This window comes from Paenibacillus sp. 1011MAR3C5 (assembly GCF_003591485.1).
Lineage (GTDB): Bacteria > Bacillota > Bacilli > Paenibacillales > Paenibacillaceae > Pristimantibacillus.
Genome location: NZ_QZCF01000007.1, coordinates 55,605 through 76,530 on the forward strand (window position 1 = coordinate 55,605; position 20,926 = coordinate 76,530).

Sequence of the window (20,926 nt, forward strand, 5' to 3'; positions counted from 1 at the left end):
TTATGCAACAATTAGCAAGAGGAGAGCAAAAAGTATATAAGCGGAAAAAAATTAACTTTAGCATTGGTCAATTTCTTTCCTATGTCGTGTTGTTCGCGTGGTCAATGTCGACTATTTACGCCATGTTCTGGATTGTGAACAACTCGTTCAAAGTATCCCGCGACGTAATGAACAACTCGTTTAAAATCGCATTTGATCCTGTAATGGTTAACTATACAAATGCATTCGACCGCATTAACATCGGCAAAGGGTACGTGAACAGCCTGATCATGTCAGGCGGTACAGTACTGCTAGTGCTTCTGTTCGGCGGACTGGCTGCTTACGTTCTGTCGCGGTTCAACTTCCGCGGTAAAAAGGCGCTGTTCTCCATCCTGTATGCAAGCTTGCTTATTCCGGCATTCGCGACGGTTGTACCTGTCTACGAGCTGCTGATCAAAACGCAGTTGGTCAACACGTACTTTGGTCTAATGTTCCCGCAGACGGCTGGCAACCTGACTTTCGCCATCCTTGTCCTAGCTGGCTACATGGCCACGATCCCGAAGGAGCTTGAAGAAGCAGCCTTCATTGATGGATGTAACCGATGGTCTTTATTTACGAAGATCCTATTGCCGATCTCAAGACCCGCTTTTGCTTCCGCATCTATTTTCGTCTTTTTGTGGTCGTATAACGACTTGTTCTCAGCACTGATCTTTGTTAATAAAGAGGCTGTTCGTCCAATTGTATTGTTGCTGAGTGAGATCAGCTCCCAATACGGTACGGACTTTGGTCTGATGGCTACGGCTGTTTCACTGACCGTTGTACCGGTGTTAATCGTGTATCTGTTTATATCGAAGTATATCGAGAAAGGCCTGACCGAAGGTGCGGTAAAAGGTTAATACCGCATTGAACGGCCTGATAGAGTGGAGTAACTCTGCAGCCACGCTGTAACCGGTATGGACCGGTTATGGCGTGGCTGTATGAGTTTGTTGCATCAATCGCTGGAATGAGGATGACGAAGGGACTAGTCCGTCTTCTTTTTGGAGGAGGAGAAGTTTGTTACGGACTTGGCATCTTCTACGGTATCATTCACAAACGCCATATCTTGGTTTTTAGCTTTCATGTTCGTGGTTCCTTTGTAGTTGCCTTTATGCGATTGGTTTTCCATGGTTGTCACCTCCTGCTGTCCATAGTATGGCCTCAGAGATGAGCGGCATTCCAATGCGCAGGGCATGCGGGGATGCCGCATCTTCATCCACATGATGTCGAGTGCAACGGGGAAGGTACAAGGATTGGCCGCAGCCCTTTCAAAGTGGAGGGCGCTAAGGTATAATGACGGGAGCTGTTTACTTTCGGATTATAAGGAGTGTCTCATACATGGCTTTGAAAGCAGGAATAGTAGGTCTGCCGAATGTCGGCAAGTCGACCTTGTTTAATGCGATTACGCAAGCGGGAGCGGAGTCTGCGAACTATCCGTTCTGTACGATTGACCCGAACGTTGGCGTCGTCGAAGTACCGGACGAGCGTCTGGACAAATTGGTTGAGCTAGTCGTACCGAAGAGCATTGTGCCAACCGCGTTCGAGTTTGTCGATATCGCGGGTCTTGTAGCCGGTGCAAGCAAGGGTGAGGGACTTGGGAACAAATTCCTTGCGCATATCCGCGAAGTAGATGCGATCGTACATGTTGTTCGCTGCTTCCAGGATGAGAATATTACGCACGTTGCAGGTAAAGTAGATCCGATTAGCGACATTACGACCATCAACTTGGAGCTTATCCTTGCCGATCTGGATACGGTGGAGAAGCGGATCGAGCGTTCGCGCAAGAACTTGAAGGGCGGCGACAAGAAGGTTGCCCAGGAAGTGGAAGTGCTGGAGCGCCTGAAGGAATCGCTATTCAATGACAAGCCGGCTCGCAGTCTAGAGCTTACGGATGATGAGAAGCTGCTGGTACGCGACCTGCATCTGCTGACGATGAAACCGGTACTGTACGCAACGAATGTAAGCGAGGAAGAAGCAGGCGGCACTGAAGATAACGAATATGTGCAAATCGTACGCAAATTCGCTGCCGAAGAAGGCGCTGAAGTCGTACCGATTAGCGCGAAGGTGGAATCAGAGATTGCCGAGCTGGAAGGCGAGGACAAGGAGATGTTCCTTCAGGAGCTGGGTATGGCGGAATCGGGCTTGAACCGGCTCATCCGTGCAGCATACAAGCTTCTCGGCCTGTATACTTACTTCACGGCCGGGGTTCAGGAAGTGCGTGCTTGGACCATACGTCAAGGTACAAAAGCGCCTCAAGCGGCAGGCGTTATTCATACCGACTTCGAGCGCGGCTTTATCCGTGCAGAGGTCGTGTCTTTTGATGACTTGGCTGCTGCAGGTTCCATGGGCGTTGCCCGCGAGAGAGGCCAGCTGCGACTAGAGGGCAAAGAATACGTAGTTCGAGACGGAGACGTTATGCACTTCCGCTTCAACGTTTAGAGCACAGCCTGGCAGGGAATCGCTGTGGGAAGCAGCCTCTATGTTCCCTGTATAGAAAGCGCGTGAGACAGCCTTTAGCGAGGCGCTCACGCGCTTTATTTTGGATAAAAAAGTCCTTATGTGGACAAGATGTGCACAGTGTGTGGATGAATTGTGGATAATAAATATGCAGTGGTTAAAACCTCATATCGATACACCCTTCGAGATGTGCTATAATATTGTATATCTTAATGGAATAAACAGAGGTGAATAGACGTGTTTGACCGATTACAAGCACTCGCCGACCGATATGAGAAGCTAAGCGAGCTTCTATGCGATCCGGACGTAGCCAGCGATCCGAAGCGGCTTAGAGATCTGTCCAAGGAGCAATCCGATCTACAAGAGGCGCATGACGCCTATACGGAATATAAGCAGGTTACGGAGCAATTGGAAGACGCCAAGCTGATGCAGGGCGAGAAGATGGACGATGAAATGCGCGAAATGGTCAAGATGGAGATTGATGAGCTATCTACGCGCAAGACCGAGCTGGAAGAAACAATGCGTATACTGCTCCTGCCGAAGGACCCGAACGATGACAAAAACGTCATTGTGGAAATTCGCGGAGCGGCAGGCGGCGATGAAGCTGCGCTATTCGCTTACGAGCTGTACCGCATGTACACGAAATTCGCGGATTCCCAAGGCTGGCGTGTGGAGCTGATGGAATTCACGGAGAATGATCTCGGCGGTTTCAAGGAGGTTATCTTCTCCATTAACGGCAAGGGCGCTTACAGCAAGCTGAAGTATGAGAGCGGCGCGCATCGCGTCCAGCGTATCCCGGTAACGGAGTCCGGCGGACGTATCCATACGTCTACGTCGACGGTTGCCGTTATGCCGGAAGTCGAAGAGGTCGAAGTCGAGATTCTGGACAAGGATATTCGGATCGACACGTTCTGCTCCAGCGGCGCAGGCGGACAATCCGTCAACACGACCAAGTCGGCGGTTCGCGTTCTGCACGTACCGACCGGCATTATGGCGACATGCCAGGACGGCAAATCGCAGAACGACAACAAAGCGAAGGCGCTTCAAGTGCTTCGCGCACGGATCTATGACATCCGCCGTCAGGAAGAAGAAGCCAAATATGCGGGCGAGCGGAAGAGCAAAGTGGGAACAGGTGACCGAAGCGAACGGATTCGCACATACAACTTCCCGCAAAGCCGTGTAACGGACCATCGCATCAACTTGACGCTGCATCGTCTTGATTCCGTGATGAACGGCGATATTGCGGATATCATTTCCTCGCTTACTATTGCAGAGCAAGCAGAAATGATGGAACGCGAGTCGATGTAAACGAATGAAACGATAAGACATGCACTTGCATGTCACAGAGATGCCGGATTGCCGCGCGCTTTGCCTAGTGCATGCGAAGGCCATTCGGCTTTTTTGTTATAGGGCTGGACAAAGGAGGACTATGAAATGGCAGTGGATCAAGCACCGGAGGGCTGGCACGGATTGCCAATGACGCTTCGGCAAGCGCGCGATCGGGCCGGGGCATGGCTGGAGCAGCAGGGCGTAGAGGATGGACGCAGCCATGCGGAGCGCCTGCTTCTGCATATACTGGGCATCGAACGTGCTGCGCTGCTGATGGCTTGGCATGATGCATTTCCCGTGAGCCTGTTGGAAGTATGGCAGTCGCTAGTGCGCCGCAGGGCGACTGGAGAGCCGCTGCAATATGTGATCGGGGAGGAATGGTTCTACGGGCGTCCGTTTGCGGTGACGCCCGTCGTCCTTATTCCGCGCCCCGAGACGGAGCTGCTCGTGGAAGCGGTGCTGGCGGCTGCCGATCGCCTCTGGCCTCCGGCAGCCGAAGCCGGCGCCGCCGCACCGACGGTCGTCGACGTCGGCACCGGCAGCGGCGCCATTGCCGTGACGCTGTCGGCTGAGCGTCACGGCTGGCGCGTATGCGCGTCCGACCTGTCGCCGGACGCGCTGGAAGTCGCCCGCGCGAATGCGGCCCGCCATGAGGCAACGGGCCGTATCGCCTTCGCGCAGGGCGACCTGCTCGCGCCCTTCATCGCTTCAGGGCGCGGAGGCACTGCCGTCGATGGCGGCAAGCGCATCGACGTGCTCGTGAGCAATCCGCCGTACATACCGGCGGCGGATATGCCGGGCCTCCAGCGCGAGGTGCGGGATTACGAGCCGCATCTCGCGCTGGAGGGCGGGGCGGACGGGCTCGATCCGTACCGCCGGATGCTGGAGCAGCTGCCGCTGCTCCAGGCCATGCCGCGCATCGTTGCCTTCGAGCTCGGCATGGGCCAGCCTGCCATCGTCGCAGAGCTGATGCGCGCGATGGATGTCTGGGACGATATTCGCATCATTACCGATTACAACGGAATAGACCGGCATATTGTGGCGGTAAGAACCGCTGTATAAGGATGCGTCGCCGCTAAAGGCAAAGAAAGAAATGAAAGACGGAATGGTCGCTAGGGACCGATTGGCTATGCCCAATCGGCAGCGACCGTTCCGTTTTTTTGCGTGAGAGTATGGTTGAAGCGAAACTCGTCAGCATACACTACTGTGAACACAACAATGGGAATGATTGTTCCGCTTGGCGGCATTCCGTCAGTAGAACTTTGTGAACGAGAGCGGGGTATCGTATGAGATTTAAGGATGTATTCTCGATTATCGGGCCGGCTATGGTCGGACCGTCCAGCTCACATACGGCTGGGGCCGCCCGGATCGGCCGTTCAGCCAGGCATCTGCTTGGTGCTCCGCCTGCGAAGGCGGATGTGGCGTTCTATGGCTCCTTCGCCGCTACGTATGCCGGCCATGGTACAGATGTTGCGATCATCGGCGGCATTCTTGACTTCCTAACGGATGATCCACGCATCCCGGATGCGATCCGTCTTGCAGAAGAAATAGGGATAGAGGTTAACTTTCGCGAAGGCAGAGGGCTGTATCCGCATCCCAATACAGCTCGTGTGAAGCTGGTAAGCGCGGCGGGAGAAAGCATAGAGGCCGTGGGCATCTCCATTGGCGGAGGCAATATCGAAATCGTAGAGATTAATGGCTTCCGAGTGAAAATGACCGCGATCTATCCGACGCTTGTGCTTTTTCATGCGGATCTGCCGGGAGTGATTGCTGATATTACGGGCGAGCTGAAGGAGGAGCATTCCAATATCGGCTATATGTCCGTCGATCGGAAAAGCCGCAGCGGAGATGCGTTGACCGTCATTGAGCTGGATACGGAGATTACGACGGATATGCTAAACCAATTGGGGAAAGTCCATGCGATTCAATCGATCCGCGTGGTCGATATTACGGATAAATTCTCGATGGTAAAGAAGCTGCAAAGTCCCGAGGAAGGACCGAAAGGAGCGGAAGAGAATGAGGTTTCGCCATCTGAATGAGCTAGCCAAGCTATGCGCTGATGAAGAGATAAGCATCGGAGCGTTAATGGTTACGGAGCAAGCGGCCGAGTCCGGACAGTCCCCCGAAGCGGAATTTGCGAAGATGACGGACTATTACGCAGTGATGAAAGACGCGGTGCGGCGGGGACTGACGGAGGACACGACCTCCCGCAGCGGGCTGACGGGTCTCGATGCTCAGCGGGTCGCCGCTTATAATAAGCAATCTCCATCCAATCTAGGCATTGCAGGTGATGCAATGGCCTACGCGCTTGCAGTATCGGAAGTGAATGCTTCCATGGGGCGCATCATTGCGACGCCGACGGCAGGCTCTTGCGGGATTATTCCCGGGGTGTTCGTCAGCTGCCAGGAGCGGTATGGCTGGTCGGACGAGCATATGACGCACGGTTTGTTCACGGCGGGTGCGATCGGTTATGTCATTGCCAATAACTCCTTTGTATCCGGTGCGGAAGGCGGCTGTCAGGCGGAGGTCGGTTCCGCCATCGCAATGGCGGCGGGCGCGCTGACGGAGATGCAGGGCGGCAATCCGGCTCAAGCTGTTCATGCCGTAGGGCTGGCGCTGAAGAACACGCTCGGCCTCATCTGCGATCCGGTCGGCGGGCTGGTGGAGGTGCCCTGCATCGTACGCAACGGTTTCGGCGCGGTGACAGCGCTCGCAGCAGCCGATATGGCGCTCGCGGGTGTGCGAAGCGCTATCCCGTCGGATGAAGTGATTCAAGTGATGCTGGAGGTGGGCTCTGCCATGCCGGAGAAGCATCGTGAGACCGCCGGCGGGGGGCTTGCCCAGACGCCGACCGGCAAAGCGATACTGCGTAATCTGAGCTCGCTTCGCACCAAGCCAAAGGAGCCATAACTTGGTTGTTTCAAAGCGCAGCCAACAGACATGGCATTTGTCTGCATCACAGCGCAACCGAAAGAACCTCCGCAACCGCATTGCCTGTGGAAGTGGAGGTTCCGCTCGTTTGAGCGACTAACTCTTTGGAGCGCGACAACGCTCTATCGCCTTTGCAATGGCAGGTCTACTCCGGCATTAAACCGGTTGTAATGGCAATGCGGTTCCAGCCGTTTATGGTAATAATGGCCATGATGAGCTCGGACAATGATTTATCGTCGAAGTGCTTCGAAGATTCTTGGTACACATCATCAGTCACATGTTGGCTCGAAATTAGCGTAACAGCCTCCGTCAATGCCAGCGCAGCTCGTTCCTTCTCCGAAAAATATGGCGTATCTCTCCAGGCGCTTAGCGCATAGATGCGCTGCTCCGTCTCTCCCTCGCTCCGCGCTTCCTTTGTATGCATATTAATGCAGAATGCGCAGCCGTTTATTTGCGACGCGCGTATTTTCACCAATTCGATAATCGGCTTCTCCAGGCTTGAAGCTCTTACGAATTTCTCCATGCCGCTCATCGCCGCGTACGCCTCCGGATTCACTTGATGGATATTGATTCTATTGCTCATTTCATCCACACTCCTTGTCTGATGTGGCCGATTCGAGTTAGGAACCGGCTATACATCTAAGACAAATTAGCATCCGTATTTGTGACATGCGTTAGTTTATCGGGGTTCATAACGAGATAGATCCGCTCGATCTTCTCGCCGGAAGCATCCCACTGGAAGGTAAGCACCCTAGTTGCTTGGCCGTCTTGATGCACCAGGAGACCGGCTTGCCCGCTGACCGTTGCCGGAATATAAGCGTGAGGCTGGTGTCCTTTGCGGGCGAGTCCGCCGAAGAATGCCATAATACGTTCGCGTCCCAGGATTGGGAAGATGGCTGCGCGTACTTTGCCGCCGCCGTCCGAGATCATAATCGCGTCCTCCGTCAGCATGCCGACTAATGCGGCTGTATCCCCGGTCTCCGCTGCTCTTATAAAGGCGCCTGCCAGCTCCATCGCCCGGACATTATGGAAGACAGGCGTATCCGGCAATCCATCCAGTTTTTCCCTGGCTCTGCTTAGCAGCTTTCTGCAGTTCGCCTCCGATTTGCCGATGATCTCCGCAATGTCCGAGTAGTCGAAGGAGAATGTCTCTCTAAGCACAAATACGGCTCGTTCGACGGCGCTCAAATTCTCCATCATTACCAGCATGGCATAGGTAATAGCTTCGGTCTTCTCCAGCATGTCGGCGGGGTCGCCGGTCCAATTGGCGCTATAGACAACGTCAGGCTCAGGCAGCCAGTTGCCGACATACGTCTCTCGTCTCTTGCGTGCGGACTGCTGCTCGTTCAAGCATCGATGGGTGACCATCTTCGCCAGATAAGCTTTCTCATGCCTGATCCCCTTATGGTCCAGCTGATAATAGTCCAGGAATACCTCCTGCACGATATCCTCGGCATCGCTGACGGAACCTAGCATTCGATAAGCCAGACTGAGCAGCAGGGGGCGGTAAGCTTCATAGGGCTGCGGTTCATGCATAAGGCAGATTCGCTCCTTCTCTTGTTGAAATTTGTTTTTATGATAGGCTGATAGGTTTATAGATTTGACATCGCGGGCATAATGACGGATAGAGACGTTCCGGAACGCAAGCAGACGCACCGGCGGGTGCGCGAGAGGAGCTTGTGTCATGTCCCGTACTTATTCCTATTCTTCCTATCGTTCCGTTTCACCTTTCCGTTTTCCTTATCGCAAATCCTATGGCTTAATTATAATGGTATTGATGGTGTTGATCATGAGCTGGGAATCGCAACAAATGGATGCTGCCTTAGCCAAAGGCGGAATTCCCGAGGAAGCGATCCGGCTTCGTATATTAGCTAATTCGGACAGTCCGTCCGACCAGCTTGTTAAGCGTGTTGTTCGCGATGAAATTGTCAAAGCGATGAATGGCTGGGCGACAGGACAGCAGACGATCGAGGAAGCTCGTGCGACGATTCAGTCCAAGCTGCCGGAGCTTCAGCAGATCGTAGCGGATGTGCTGCAGAGCAGAGGCTTTGCTTACGATTCCAGTGCTGAGCTTGGCTTAGTTGAATTTCCGACAAAAATGTATGGCAACAAAGTTTATCCTGCAGGGCAATATGAAGCGCTGTTGATTACGATCGGCGAAGGACAGGGGCAAAACTGGTGGTGCGTACTGTTTCCTCCGCTATGCTTTGTAGATGCTGTGTCAGGCGAAGCGTCCGCCGCTTCCGGTCCAGCGCAAGAAGGCGCAGCGGTGACGGTGTCGGCAGAAGCGGGTTCAGCCGTTAATGACAATGCGGTTACAGCTGAGGATCATGGAGCTGACACGCCGAAAGCGAAATTTTTTCTATGGGAGCTGCTGCAGTCGTTGATCGATTGGATTAAATCCTTGTTCTAAGTTACCCCAATATTCGCCGTTTTCCTAGTCCATAAGGAATGACGGCGTTTTGCTTTTCTTCATAAATGCGAAACCCCGTTCATCCCTGACGAGAAGCGCTCGAAACCAATGGGATTGTGCTATAATAGCGGTGATACGGACACTAAAGGCAGAGTAAGAGGATTGAATATATGGTACTGAATACGAAAGTTTGGATCGTTCAAGATAAAGAATCGGCAACAGCCAGTTATGCCCAAGAGGCAGGAGAAGCGCTGCGCCAGGCTGCCGATATCGTAAGACAGGGAGGGCTTATTGCTTTTCCTACTGAGACGGTATACGGGCTTGGAGCCAATGCGCTCAACACGGAAGCGGTGGCAGGCATCTTTCAGGCCAAGGGAAGGCCATCGGACAACCCGCTTATCGTACACGTGGCTAGTGAGACGGATTTGGACGGGCTGGTTCTTCCTTATCCGCCGCTTGCGGGGCGTCTGATGAAGCGGTTCTGGCCGGGACCGCTTACGATCGTGCTGCCGGTGCGTCCGGATGTACTGTCTCCCCTTGTGACAGCCAATCTCCGGACCGTTGGCATCCGCATGCCCGACCATCCTGTTGCACTGGAGCTGATCAAGCTGGCGGGATGCCCGGTAGCCGCGCCGAGTGCGAATCGCTCCGGCAGGCCCAGCCCGACATTAGCTGCGCATGTGATGGAGGATCTGTCTGGCCGCATAGATGGCATCTTGGATGGCGGGGCTACAGGCGTCGGATTGGAATCGACAGTGGTCGAGCTGGAAGGAGAGCGCGGCATTCGCATATTGAGACCGGGCGGCGTGACAGAAGAAGCGCTTCGCCTTGCTTTCCCGGATGCGGAGATCGTCAGCGAGCCTGAGACAAGCGCAGCGCCAGAGAAACCGAGATCGCCTGGCATGAAGTATACCCATTATGCGCCAAAAGGCGAGCTTTCCATCATTCAGGGTCAGCCCGAGGCTGTTATCTCGTATGTGAATGAACAGGCTAGACAGTCGAAGGCAGACGGTGTGGCTACCGGCATTCTTTCTTTCAGTGAGCGGTCAAGCCGTTATGAAGCCGATCTTGTGCTGGACCTCGGCAGCGAGAGCAAGCCGGAGGAAGCAGCCCATCGTCTCTACGGGGCGCTTCGCCAATTCGATGAAGCGGGGATTGGCCGCATATGGTCCGAGGCTTGTCGCCCGGAAGGCATAGGCGATGCGCTTATGAACCGTCTGGTGAAGGCGGCCGGCGGTATGCTCATTGAATTAGACAAGTAGTATGTTTGTCCCTATGTCCGCATATGTTGGTTAGTGAATGCGGCCTTACATGGGGGAGATGTGCGAATGGACGTTAATGCGTATATGGGGCAGTTTCTGACGCTGCTCATTATTGCTGTGGCGCTTGGATTCGATGCGTTCTCGCTCGGATTAGGCATTGGACTGAAGGGCATTCGACTGCTGGATATCGTAAAGCTTGGCGCGGTTATTGGTCTTTTTCATATTCTAATGCCCATCGGAGGTTTGATGACGGGACAATTCGTGAGCGGGCTGCTGGGCAATGTTGCCACAACGGCCGCCGGCGTCTTGCTCCTATTGCTTGGTGGTCATATGATCTATAGCTCCATCAGAGGAGAAGGCGTGCCGACATTCAATTACCGTTCGTCGCTGGGGCTGCTTGTCCTGGCCTTAAGTGTAAGCGTAGACGCTTTCTCGGTAGGTGTAACACTGGGAATGTTTTCTGCTGACTTATGGCTGACCATTTTGCTATTCGGCTTTTTCGGCGGAATGATGTCCATGCTGGGCTTATTGCTAGGCCGTAAGGTGAGCAGCAAGCTGGGTGAGTATGGGGAGGCATGCGGCGGCGCCATATTGCTTGTTTTCGGCATTTTATTTATTGTCTAGTGAAGTGGAAGGTAACCGTTCATACAAAGGAGCTGGCGCAATGAAACGTATTTTGTTCGTCTGTACTGGAAATACTTGCCGTTCGCCCATGGCGGAGGCGCTGCTGCGTCGTCATGCCGCATTGCGGGGCATAACGGTGGCTGTCCGCTCAGCGGGCGTATCGACGATAGACGGCCTGCCGATCTCTTCGAATACCCTATCTACGCTCAGGCTCAGAGACATTGAGCATACGGGCTCCTCGCGGGCAATAACGGCTGAGGCCGTGGACTGGGCCGATTTGATTTTAACGATGACTTCAAGCCATAAGCGCTCTTTGCTTCATTATCATCCGGATGCGGTCGACAAGACCTATTCGCTCAAAGAGTTCGCTTACCAAGATGATCATGTTCTGCAGGATATATTGGAGCTGGAAGGCCTTTATACCGAAATGCAGATGAAGAGCGCGCTTGGCCAACAGCTTAGCGCTTCTGAGAGGCAGCGTCTGCTGGAGCTGGAGCAGCGCATTCCAAGCTTCGATATCGCCGATCCGTTCGGAGGGCCGCAATCCGTCTACGACAGCTGCTCCCAAGAGATTGAAGCTTCCATCCAAAAGCTGCTCGAAAAGTTGTCGAAACGTCCGTAATTAGACGTGCTAAATGATTGATTTCTGAACAGATATGAGCTATGATGATGGAGACAAAAGGGTTTCCGATGTAACTGGCGACGGAAGTGGGCTAACCACGGTGGAGCATCGGAATATACGGCCGGTCGCCTGGGCAAAGAGCAGCATGCTGAATAAGCATGTCTTGCTCTTTTTTCGTCTTTTTGGCCGGAACAAGGTATACTATCACCATAGGTTATTTGCAGGAAGCAATGACTCTTACAACTTAAGGCAGGATGGTGTTCACATTGAAGATTGCGATTGGCGCCGATCACGGCGGTTACCGTTTGAAGGATGAGCTTGTTCCGATTATTGAAGCACTGGGTCATGAGATTGAGGATGTTGGCTGCGATTGCGAGCAGTCGGTCGACTATCCGGATTATGCGCTGCCGGTTTGTGAGATGGTGGCAAGCGGCAAGGCGGATCGCGGCATATTGATTTGCGGCACGGGCATAGGCATGTCCATCGCGGCAAACAAATATCCGGGCATTCGCTGCGCGTTGGTGCATGATATCTTCTCGGCGAAGGCGACTCGGGAGCATAATGATACGAACGTCCTGGCTATGGGCGAGCGCGTCATTGGACCTGGTGTAGCCGGAGAGATTGTTAAAGTATGGCTGGAGACGCCGTTCTCGAACGCCGACCGTCATGCAGGCCGAATCGACAAAGTTATGCAGTTGGAGAAGCGTTTCTCCGTTCATCCCTAACAGCTGGTTTCAGGGAAGGAGGGACGACTAAATGATCAATGAACCTAATGAGCAGCAAGCGGAAATTGCTGGGCAAGTAGAGACTGTTGTCAGAGAGCTCGCGTTAGCCGGCAAGCTGGAAGCGGGTCATCTCCTTGTAATTGGGGTAAGTACAAGTGAGATGCTTGGCTATCGAATCGGCACATCGGGAGCCGTGGAGACGGCGGCGGCTGTCTATGCGGGCGTCGAAGCGGTCAGAAAGCAGATTCCGTTTGTTCCCGTCTACCAATGCTGCGAGCATCTGAATCGTGCGTTAGTTATCGAGGAAGATGAGGCCGTGCAGCGCGGTCTTGAGATTGTCTATGCTGTACCTGTGCCGAAGGCTGGAGGATCCATGGCTGCCTATGCATACGGTCAATTTGCCAAGCCATGCCTGGTGGAACGATTGGAAGCACATGCAGGCGTCGACATTGGCGATACGTTCATCGGCATGCATTTGAAGCGGGTTGCCGTTCCGGTGAGACCGTCCATTAAGACGATTGGCGAAGCTCACGTCACGATGGCTATTACAAGACCGAAGCTGATCGGCGGAGCGAGAGCGGTCTATGACGCGAGCAGCAGCTTGAGGGCGGAGCAGCAAGCCGGGACATGCGAGTAGGGTGATTGCGCGAAGGACGCTTTGACGGTATGAAAGTGTGTTTCGCTATTATACAAGCATTGATACAAGGAGGAACTAAAGGTGGAACAATTACGCAAGCAAGATCCAGAAGTATTGAAGGCGCTAGGCCTTGAGCTGCAACGTCAGCGCGACAACATCGAGCTGATCGCATCGGAGAATATCGTCAGTGAAGCGGTACTGGAGGCTATGGGCTCCGTACTGACGAACAAATACGCAGAAGGCTATCCAAACAAGCGTTACTATGGCGGCTGCGAGCATGTGGATATTGTGGAAGACATTGCGCGCGACCGTGCCAAGGAGCTGTTCGGAGCCGAGCATGCGAACGTTCAGCCGCATTCCGGCGCGCAAGCGAATATGGCTGTCTACCTGGCTGCACTGAAGCCCGGCGATACTGTGCTTGGCATGAACCTGGCACACGGCGGCCACTTGACGCATGGCAGCCCTGTCAATGCTTCGGGCTTGCTGTATAACTTTGTGGCATATGGCGTACAAGAAGACTCCTTCACGATCGATTATGAAGAAGTGCGCAAGCTGGCTTTCAAACATCGTCCTCGTATGATCGTAGCAGGCGCAAGTGCGTACCCGCGCATTATCGATTTTGAAAAGCTTGGTCAGATCGCCAACGAAGTCGGCGCATTGTTCATGGTCGATATGGCGCATATCGCTGGTTTGGTTGCAGCTGGCTTGCATCCAAGTCCGGTACCGCACGCTCATTTCGTAACGACTACGACGCACAAGACGCTTCGCGGACCTCGCGGCGGCATGATCCTGTGCAGAAAAGCATGGGCGGCAGCTATTGATAAAGCGGTATTCCCAGGCTCCCAGGGCGGCCCGCTAATGCATATTATTGCGGCTAAAGCAGTGGCATTCGGTGAAGCTCTGCATCCTTCATTCAAAGAATACGCGAAAAATGTAGTGAGCAACGCCAAGGTTCTGTCGGAAGAACTGATCTCCAAGGGCATCAATATCGTCTCCGGCGGCACTGACAACCACTTGATGCTGATCGATACGCGCAACCTGAATATTACAGGAAAAGTAGCGGAGCATGTACTCGATCAAGTTGGCATTACGGTGAATAAAAATGCAATTCCATTCGATCCAACTAGTCCATTCGTTACAAGCGGCATTCGTGTAGGTACGCCTGCAGCAACTGCCCGCGGCATGAACGAAGACGCGATGAAGGTTATCGCAGAGGTCATGGCGCTGGTTCTGAAGAATCCAGAGGATCAATCTGTTCTGGATCAAGCCAAAGGCATGGTGCGTGATTTGACTGCGAAGTTCCCTCTTTATCCGGGTATGACTTATTAATTGAAGCTGCTGTTCAGAAGCTCTCGGCCATTGCGCCGGGAGCTTTTTTATGTGCATATACCCATCAAATCATGGAAATTGTGTAAAAAAGAGTTGGCAAATGATTATGGAGTGTAATGATTGATCCAGATCAGTATAAGCAATAGCAGGCGGAGAAAATGATTTAATCAGCGATTTGGTAACTTTTTACGTATGCTGCAATCATGATTGAAAAGGTTTAGTATAGGATGGGCATAATGGCATGCGAGTGCTCAAATTAGAGCCAATTCACCGTACTGGGTTTCATGGCACGTTTTAATGGGTATGAAATGAAGATAAAAACGAACGATAAACATGTTTTATTGGGAATCGATGGTTTTTTATTTCATTGATACGTAATATATTTTATATTCTATAATATTACATATAAGGAAATAGAAAATCGAGTGATAGCCGGAATTAACAAGTGCATAAGATGAATATTAGCCTGCAGAATTTGAGAATGAAAAATGTGTTTCTTCTATAATATACGTTAAAGCCGTATTGTGTTAATGCGCATATGCATTAACACAGGGTCGAGTCATCACATACAAGCATTAATGCTAGTCTGCATTAATGCTTGTATGCATTAATTCTAGAATGTTTTAACGCTTATATGTACTGCCGTAATAAAGACAGGCCGGAGTGAATAATTAATCCAATTTGCTCATAAATTTTCTATAGTAGGACATAGTAAAAACGCATATTGGAAGGATTTAAGCGCATCAAATAGTTGACAATTGTTCAATTGAAGTTGTATATTGTTTAACGTCGAATAATTATTAAAACCATGTTAATTATTGTTACATCCATGCAATATTGAGCTTTATCTCATTACTTACGGTTTTAAAAAAATTATTATAGAAAGTGGGAGTTGATGTTGGTGAAAGAAAATTTCAAAAAGCCAGTGCAATTCATGCTTGTGCTCGTGATCGCTTTCAGCATGCTGCTTGCAGCTTGCTCCAGCGACAACAACAAGCCAACGCCTTCGAACAATGGCGGCGCGAACAACGGAGGAGAGACAAAAGCACCTCAAGAGTTCCGTTTCACACTTGCGAGCGAGCCACCTAGCTTGGACCCTGCCTTGATGACGGACGCTCAGTCCAGCATCGTAGCTGCAGGTCTGTACGAAGGTCTTACTCGTCTGAACACGAAAGGCGAGCCTGAGAATGCACTTGCAAAAGAAATCAATGCTTCTGAAGACGGCAAAACATACACGATCACCCTTCGCGAAGATGCAAAGTGGAGCAATGGTGACCCTGTAACTGCACATGACTTTGAATTTGCTTGGAAACGTTCTTTGAACCCAGAGACAGCTTCCGAGTACGCATACATGCTGTTCTACCTTGAGAACGGCGAGAAATACAACTCCGGCGAAGGATCCGCTGATGAAGTAGGCGTTAAAGCTACTGGCGATTACACGCTGGAAGTTAAACTGTACACGCCAGCTCCATACTTCCCAAGCCTTCTGGCTCACTACACGTACCTGCCAGTTCACCAGGCTACTGTAGAAGCTGCTGCTGATTGGGCTGCTGAAGCGAAAACGATTGTTTCCAACGGTCCTTTCCTTCTGAAGCAATGGGCGCATGCTGACAAGCTGGTTCTTGAGAAAAACCCTGATTACTACAACAAAGATGCGATCAACTTCGACAAAGTAACGATTTCCCTTGTTGAAGACGAGAACACGGTTTACCAATTGTTTGAAACTAACAAAATCGACTGGATCGGTGCTCAAGCAGGATCTGTGCCAACGGACCTGACGAAAAAACTGATCGACGAAGGCAAAGCTGAAGTTACAGCTGTTGCGTCGACTTATTACTACCTGTTCAACAACGACAAAGTACCTTTCAACAACGCAAAAGTTCGTAAAGCGTTCTCGATGTCCATCGACCGTCAATCCCTGATTGACAACGTGGCACAAGCGAATCAACAACCGGCATTCGGTCTGGTACCGCCGTCCATCGCTGGTCCAGAAGGCAAGATGTTCCGTGAAGTATATCCAGACAGCTACTTCCAAGAAAACCTTGAAGAAGCGAAAAAATTGCTTGAAGAAGGTCTTGCTGAACTGGGCTTGACTGCATTCCCTGAAGTAACGCTTCTGTACAACACAAGCGAAGGCCATAAGAAACTGGCTGAAGCAGTTGTAGATATGTGGCGTAAGAGCCTGGGCGTAGAAGTGAAACTGGCGAACCAAGAATGGGGTACATTCCTGGAAACTAGAAAAGCGGGTCAATTTGATATCGCACGTTCCGGCTGGGGCGCTGACATCAACCACCCAATCAACTTCACGTATGACCTGATCCATCCGAAATCCGGCAACAACGACGGCAAATACAACAACCCTAAAGTTGAGCAGCTGCTTGACGGCTCCTTGGTAGCGGAAACGCCTGAAGAAAGCATGAAAATGATGGCTGAAGCAGAGAAAATCGCTATCGAAGAAGATATGGGCGTATTGCCAGCTTACTACTACACAACTGTAACAATGGTTAAAGAAGGCTTCGAAGGCGTTATCTCCGATTACGCTGGCCACCTTGACTGGGTACACGGTAGCAAAAAATAGGTCACTCAACCTGCCCTATCTATAGCGACTAACTTAGAGTAACTTAAGTTCCAGAAGGGTATATATAGTCTCTATATATACCCTTTTGAAATGTTAATAAAGATTGTGAGAGAGTGGGTGATCGTGTGCTCCGTTACATTTCAGGAAAGTTTGTTTTTATGCTGATATCTTTGTTTTTACTCGTAACGGTGACATTCTTGCTTATGAATGCCATTCCCGGCAGCCCGCTGCAATCGGAGAAGGCGACAAGCGAGGCCGTTCAGAAAAACTTGGAAGCGTATTACGGCTTGGATAAGCCGCTTTATGTACAGTATGGCACCTATCTAAAAAACCTTCTTCAAGGCGATATGGGTATCTCCATGAAGAAAAAGTTCCAATCTGTTGATAAGATGATCTCTCAATCGTTTGGTCCTTCCCTTCGATTAGGTCTTTCCGCACTTGTAACATCCGTAGTTGTTGGATGTCTCTTGGGTATTCTCGCAGCTATGTATCATCGTAAGCTGCTTGATAACCTGGCCATGTCATTAGCCGTTATTGGCTTAGCTATACCGAGTATCGTACTGGCACCTGTCATGCAATATTTCCTGGCAAACAAGCTGGGGTGGTTTGAAGTAGCTGGATTGAACGGTCCTATGGATTATGTGTTGCCGACCATTGCTTTGTCATCAGGTCCAATTGCCGTTATCGCAAGACTTCTTAGATCGACGATGATTGAAGTATTGAATGCTGATTTTATTAAAACTGCCAAATCCAAAGGGCTTTCCGGATATGTAATCATTGTGAAGCATGCCCTGCGAAACTCCATGCTTCCTGTCGTTACGTATTTGGGTTATCTGACCGCCGGTATTATTACCGGTTCCGTAGTCGTAGAGAAAATTTTTGCGATTCCGGGCGTCGGAAAGCATTTTGTTACTAGTATCATAGATCGTGATTACCCGTTAATTATGGGCATTACCATTTTTTACGCCGTGATTCTCATGGTAAGTCGTTTCTTGGCGGATATCGCTTATGTTCTAGTGGATCCGCGCATGCGCGCCGGCGGAAAGGTGGGTAAATAACCATGTCAAACCTGAATTCTAATCATAAAGAACGTTCGGACGCCTTGACGCCGGATATGTTTGAGAAGCTGGAACGCGCGGAAGTGCGCGTCGACGAGGCGGGCCGCGCCAGCTTGACGGCATGGCAAGACATCAAGATGCGTCTGATGAGCAATAAGCTTGCGATGACGGGTTTCTGGATTATCATTGCACTGGTTTTGGTGGCCTTTATTATGCCTTTTATTTGGCCATTTGACCACTTCACCAATAATTTGACGAATACGAACCAACCGCCCAACAGTACGCATTGGTTTGGCACGGACGACCTTGGTCGCGATATGTTCGAGCGCGTATGGAAGGGAGCCCAGGTGTCGTTGTTCGTCGGTGTAGTAGCCGCATTGATCGATTTGATCATCGGGATTATTTATGGCGGTATTATGGGCTACTATGGCGGTAAAGTGGACGAGGTTATGAACCGTTTTGCCGAAATTTTGTACTCCATCCCTTACTTGCTTGTTGTTATTCTGTTGCTGGTTGTTATGGAGCCAAGCCTGACCACCATCATCATTGCGATGTCGATCACAGGGTGGATTAATATGGCGTGGATTGTGCGCGGTCAAATTATGCAGCTCAAAAACCAGGAATATGCGCTTGCTTCCAAATCTCTGGGCGCAGGGGCAATGCGTATTATTTTCCGCCATTTGATTCCCAATGCGATGGGACCAATCTTGGTTACCTTGACTTTAACCATTCCGGGCGCAATCTTTACGGAAGCATTCCTGAGCTTCTTGGGCCTTGGTGTACAGTCCCCTATTGCTTCATGGGGTACGATGATTGACGACGGTGTTAAAGCAATGTCGATCTATCCATGGCGTCTGTTCTTCCCTGCATTCTTCCTAAGCTTAACGATATTTGCCTTTAACGTCTTCGGTGACGGACTGCGCGACGCATTCGATCCGAAGCTGAAAAAATAACTATACAGCCTGGCTGAGAGGAGGTCACCACCAATGAAGACCTTGCTGGAAGTAAATAATTTAAGTGTCTCCTTTGATGTATACGGCGGCGAAGTGCAAGCGATCCGCGACATTACCTTTCAAGTGAAGAAGGGAGAGGCGGTCGCCATCGTAGGCGAATCCGGATCTGGCAAAAGCGTAACGGCTCAATCGATTATGAGATTGAACCCGTCGCCGCCAAGCCGAATCAAACAAGGTTCGGTCAAATTCGATGGACAAGAGCTTCTTTCTTTGACAGAAAAGGAAATGCAATCGGTGCGTGGCAATAAAATCGGGATGATCTTCCAGGATCCGATGACATCCTTGAATCCTACGCTAACCGTTGGCGCTCAGATCATGGAAGGCTTGATCAAGCATCAGAACGTTAGCAAAAGCGATGCTACGGCCCGCGCGATTGAGATGCTCAATCTGGTCGGCATCCCAAATCCCGAAGCGCGCATCAAGCAATATCCGCATCAATTCTCCGGCGGTATGCGCCAGCGCGTTATGATTGCAATCGCTTTGGCTTGCAATCCTTCGCTACTGATTGCCGATGAGCCTACAACCGCTCTCGACGTTACGATTCAGGCGCAAATCATGCGCGTGATGAAGGACCTGCAGCAAAAAATGGGCACTTCTATTATCCTTATTACGCATGACCTTGGCGTTGTTGCCGACGTGTGTGACCGCGTAATCGTTATGTACGCGGGACGCATCGTTGAGCAGGGCACCAAGTGGGAGATCTTCTCCAATCCGCAGCATCCTTACACCAGAGGCCTGCTGCGCTCCTTGCCTCGTCTGGACCAGAGAAAAGACGAGCCGCTTATTCCGATTCCGGGCACGCCGCCCGATCTGATTAAGCCGCCTGCGGGCTGCAGCTTCTGCGCACGCTGCGACGAAGCGATGAAAGTCTGCGTGGATAACGATCCGAACCTGCATGCCATCAAGGGAAGCGACTCCCATGCGGCTGCATGCTGGATGCTGCATCCTTACGCCAATCGGGAGGTGCCGGTATGAGCTCTCCATTAGTTCAAGTCAATGACTTGCGCAAGTTTTTTAACTTGGGCAAAGGCAATATTCTGAAAGCCGTTAACGAAATCTCGTTCGATATCGGCCGTGGTGAGACCGTTGGGGTCGTAGGTGAATCCGGCTGCGGCAAATCGACGGCGGGGCGCACGATTCTGCGTCTGTACGAGCCGACTAGCGGCGGCGTTACGTTCGACGGGAAAGACATCTACAAGCTGCGGGGGGCTGAGCTGAAGGCGCTGCGCCGCAACATGCAGATGATCTTCCAGGATCCGTATGCATCGCTGAACCCGCGTATGACGGTCGGCGATATTATCGGCGAGGCGCTGGACATTCATAATCTGGCCGGCAGCAAAACCGAGCGCAAGCGCAAGGTAGAGGGTCTGCTTGATCTGGTTAACCTCAATCCGGAGCATGCCATGCGGTATCCGCATGAATTCTCCGGCGGTCAACGCCAGCGTATCGGGATTGCCCGCGCTCTTGCGGTAGATCCGACATTCATCATTGCCGATGAGCCGATCTCGGCGCTTGACGTATCTATTCAGGCGCAAGTTGTCAACCTGATGCAGGACCTGCAGCGGAAGATGGGGCTGACCTATCTGTTCATTGCGCATGACCTGTCCATGGTTAAGCATATTAGTGACCGCGTAGCGGTTATGTACCTGGGTAAGATTGTTGAGCTTGCGGAAAGCAGCGAGCTGTACGACAATCCCCGCCATCCTTATACAAGAGCGCTGCTGTCTGCGATTCCGATTCCGGATCCGAAGGTAGAGGCGGAGCGAGAGCGTATCGTCTTGAAGGGCGATCTGCCGAGCCCGATCAACCCGCCTTCCGGCTGTCAGTTCCATACGCGCTGCCCGATCGCGACAGAGAAATGCAAGACTGACGAACCGAAGCTGGTGGACGTAGGACAAGGACACTTTGCAGCTTGTCATTACGCTTAAGAAGC

The 20,926-nt window shown here is 51.6% G+C and carries 21 protein-coding genes and 1 riboswitch; of the genes, 18 read left to right on the plus strand and 3 right to left on the minus strand.

What is annotated here, in order from left to right; genetic code table 11:
- Positions 1–2 precede the first annotated feature (2 nt).
- The gene (locus D3P07_RS20350) at positions 3–875 is read left to right on the plus strand and encodes a carbohydrate ABC transporter permease (protein WP_119802100.1); all 873 of its coding nucleotides are present in this window, start codon (positions 3–5) and stop codon (positions 873–875) included.
- A gap of 125 nt (positions 876–1,000) precedes the next feature.
- Here the strand turns inward: D3P07_RS20350 and D3P07_RS27185 are convergent, their stop codons facing one another.
- A complete protein-coding gene (locus tag D3P07_RS27185; RefSeq protein WP_182914428.1) occupies positions 1,001–1,144 on the minus strand; it encodes a hypothetical protein in 144 nt (47 codons plus the stop codon).
- A gap of 209 nt (positions 1,145–1,353) precedes the next feature.
- Here D3P07_RS27185 and ychF point away from each other — a divergent pair, with 209 nt between their 5' ends.
- The 5 genes from ychF to sdaAA all read left to right on the plus strand — a co-directional run bounded on the left by ychF (position 1,354) and on the right by sdaAA (position 6,711).
- Positions 1,354–2,454, plus strand: coding sequence for a redox-regulated ATPase YchF (ychF, locus tag D3P07_RS20355; protein WP_119802101.1), 1,101 nt, complete (start codon positions 1,354–1,356; stop codon positions 2,452–2,454).
- A 255-nt stretch (positions 2,455–2,709) separates the two neighbouring features.
- On the plus strand, positions 2,710–3,780 hold the full coding sequence (gene prfA / locus D3P07_RS20360; protein WP_119802102.1) for a peptide chain release factor 1: 1,071 nt from the start codon (positions 2,710–2,712) through the stop codon (positions 3,778–3,780).
- Between the two features lie 126 nt (positions 3,781–3,906).
- Positions 3,907–4,863, plus strand: coding sequence for a peptide chain release factor N(5)-glutamine methyltransferase (gene prmC / locus D3P07_RS20365; RefSeq protein ID WP_119802103.1), 957 nt, complete (start codon positions 3,907–3,909; stop codon positions 4,861–4,863).
- Positions 4,864–5,087: 224 nt separating this feature from the next.
- Positions 5,088–5,840, plus strand: a complete 753-nt coding sequence (sdaAB, locus tag D3P07_RS20370) for an L-serine ammonia-lyase, iron-sulfur-dependent subunit beta (RefSeq protein ID WP_119802104.1) — start codon at positions 5,088–5,090, stop codon at positions 5,838–5,840.
- Positions 5,818–6,711, plus strand: coding sequence for an L-serine ammonia-lyase, iron-sulfur-dependent, subunit alpha (sdaAA, locus tag D3P07_RS20375; RefSeq protein ID WP_119802105.1), 894 nt, complete (start codon positions 5,818–5,820; stop codon positions 6,709–6,711). Before sdaAB ends, sdaAA begins: the two co-directional genes overlap by 23 nt.
- 166 nt (positions 6,712–6,877) lie before the next feature.
- Here sdaAA and D3P07_RS20380 read toward each other — a convergent pair whose 3' ends face one another.
- Both D3P07_RS20380 and D3P07_RS20385 read right to left on the minus strand, forming a co-directional pair.
- Positions 6,878–7,315, minus strand: a complete 438-nt coding sequence (locus D3P07_RS20380) for a carboxymuconolactone decarboxylase family protein (protein ID WP_119802106.1) — start codon at positions 7,313–7,315, stop codon at positions 6,878–6,880.
- A 56-nt stretch (positions 7,316–7,371) separates the two neighbouring features.
- On the minus strand, positions 7,372–8,268 hold the full coding sequence (locus D3P07_RS20385; protein ID WP_182914429.1) for an RNA polymerase sigma-70 factor: 897 nt from the start codon (positions 8,266–8,268) through the stop codon (positions 7,372–7,374).
- A 148-nt stretch (positions 8,269–8,416) separates the two neighbouring features.
- On the opposite strand from D3P07_RS20385, the gene spoIIR reads away from it, so the two are divergent.
- The 12 genes from spoIIR to D3P07_RS20445 all read left to right on the plus strand — a co-directional run bounded on the left by spoIIR (position 8,417) and on the right by D3P07_RS20445 (position 20,921).
- Entirely contained in the window at positions 8,417–9,145 is a 729-nt protein-coding gene (spoIIR, locus tag D3P07_RS20390) for a stage II sporulation protein R (RefSeq protein ID WP_119802108.1), read from the plus strand.
- A 170-nt stretch (positions 9,146–9,315) separates the two neighbouring features.
- Positions 9,316–10,407: an L-threonylcarbamoyladenylate synthase gene (locus D3P07_RS20395; protein WP_119802109.1), complete on the plus strand. Its 1,092-nt coding sequence runs from the start codon at positions 9,316–9,318 to the stop codon at positions 10,405–10,407.
- Between the two features lie 66 nt (positions 10,408–10,473).
- Positions 10,474–11,031: a manganese efflux pump MntP gene (locus D3P07_RS20400; RefSeq protein WP_119802110.1), complete on the plus strand. Its 558-nt coding sequence runs from the start codon at positions 10,474–10,476 to the stop codon at positions 11,029–11,031.
- Between the two features lie 40 nt (positions 11,032–11,071).
- Entirely contained in the window at positions 11,072–11,653 is a 582-nt protein-coding gene (locus D3P07_RS20405; protein WP_119802111.1) for a low molecular weight protein arginine phosphatase, read from the plus strand.
- A gap of 60 nt (positions 11,654–11,713) precedes the next feature.
- Positions 11,714–11,795: riboswitch (ZMP/ZTP riboswitch) on the plus strand.
- A gap of 124 nt (positions 11,796–11,919) precedes the next feature.
- Positions 11,920–12,378 carry a ribose 5-phosphate isomerase B gene (gene rpiB / locus D3P07_RS20410; RefSeq protein WP_119802112.1) on the plus strand — a complete coding sequence of 153 codons (459 nt, stop codon included), beginning with the start codon at positions 11,920–11,922 and terminating at the stop codon, positions 12,376–12,378.
- 31 nt (positions 12,379–12,409) lie between these two features.
- The gene (locus D3P07_RS20415) at positions 12,410–13,015 is read left to right on the plus strand and encodes a TIGR01440 family protein (RefSeq protein ID WP_119802113.1); all 606 of its coding nucleotides are present in this window, start codon (positions 12,410–12,412) and stop codon (positions 13,013–13,015) included.
- An 81-nt stretch (positions 13,016–13,096) separates the two neighbouring features.
- Positions 13,097–14,344 carry a serine hydroxymethyltransferase gene (locus D3P07_RS20420; RefSeq protein WP_119802114.1) on the plus strand — a complete coding sequence of 416 codons (1,248 nt, stop codon included), beginning with the start codon at positions 13,097–13,099 and terminating at the stop codon, positions 14,342–14,344.
- 901 nt (positions 14,345–15,245) lie between these two features.
- A complete protein-coding gene (locus D3P07_RS20425; protein ID WP_182914430.1) occupies positions 15,246–16,922 on the plus strand; it encodes a peptide ABC transporter substrate-binding protein in 1,677 nt (558 codons plus the stop codon).
- A 125-nt stretch (positions 16,923–17,047) separates the two neighbouring features.
- Positions 17,048–17,980, plus strand: a complete 933-nt coding sequence (locus D3P07_RS20430; RefSeq protein ID WP_119802116.1) for an ABC transporter permease — start codon at positions 17,048–17,050, stop codon at positions 17,978–17,980.
- Between the two features lie 2 nt (positions 17,981–17,982).
- Positions 17,983–18,933, plus strand: a complete 951-nt coding sequence (locus tag D3P07_RS20435; RefSeq protein ID WP_119802117.1) for an ABC transporter permease — start codon at positions 17,983–17,985, stop codon at positions 18,931–18,933.
- Between the two features lie 33 nt (positions 18,934–18,966).
- Entirely contained in the window at positions 18,967–19,968 is a 1,002-nt protein-coding gene (locus tag D3P07_RS20440) for an ABC transporter ATP-binding protein (RefSeq protein WP_119802118.1), read from the plus strand.
- A complete protein-coding gene (locus D3P07_RS20445; RefSeq protein ID WP_119802119.1) occupies positions 19,965–20,921 on the plus strand; it encodes an ABC transporter ATP-binding protein in 957 nt (318 codons plus the stop codon). Before D3P07_RS20440 ends, D3P07_RS20445 begins: the two co-directional genes overlap by 4 nt.
- Positions 20,922–20,926: the final 5 nt, after the last annotated feature.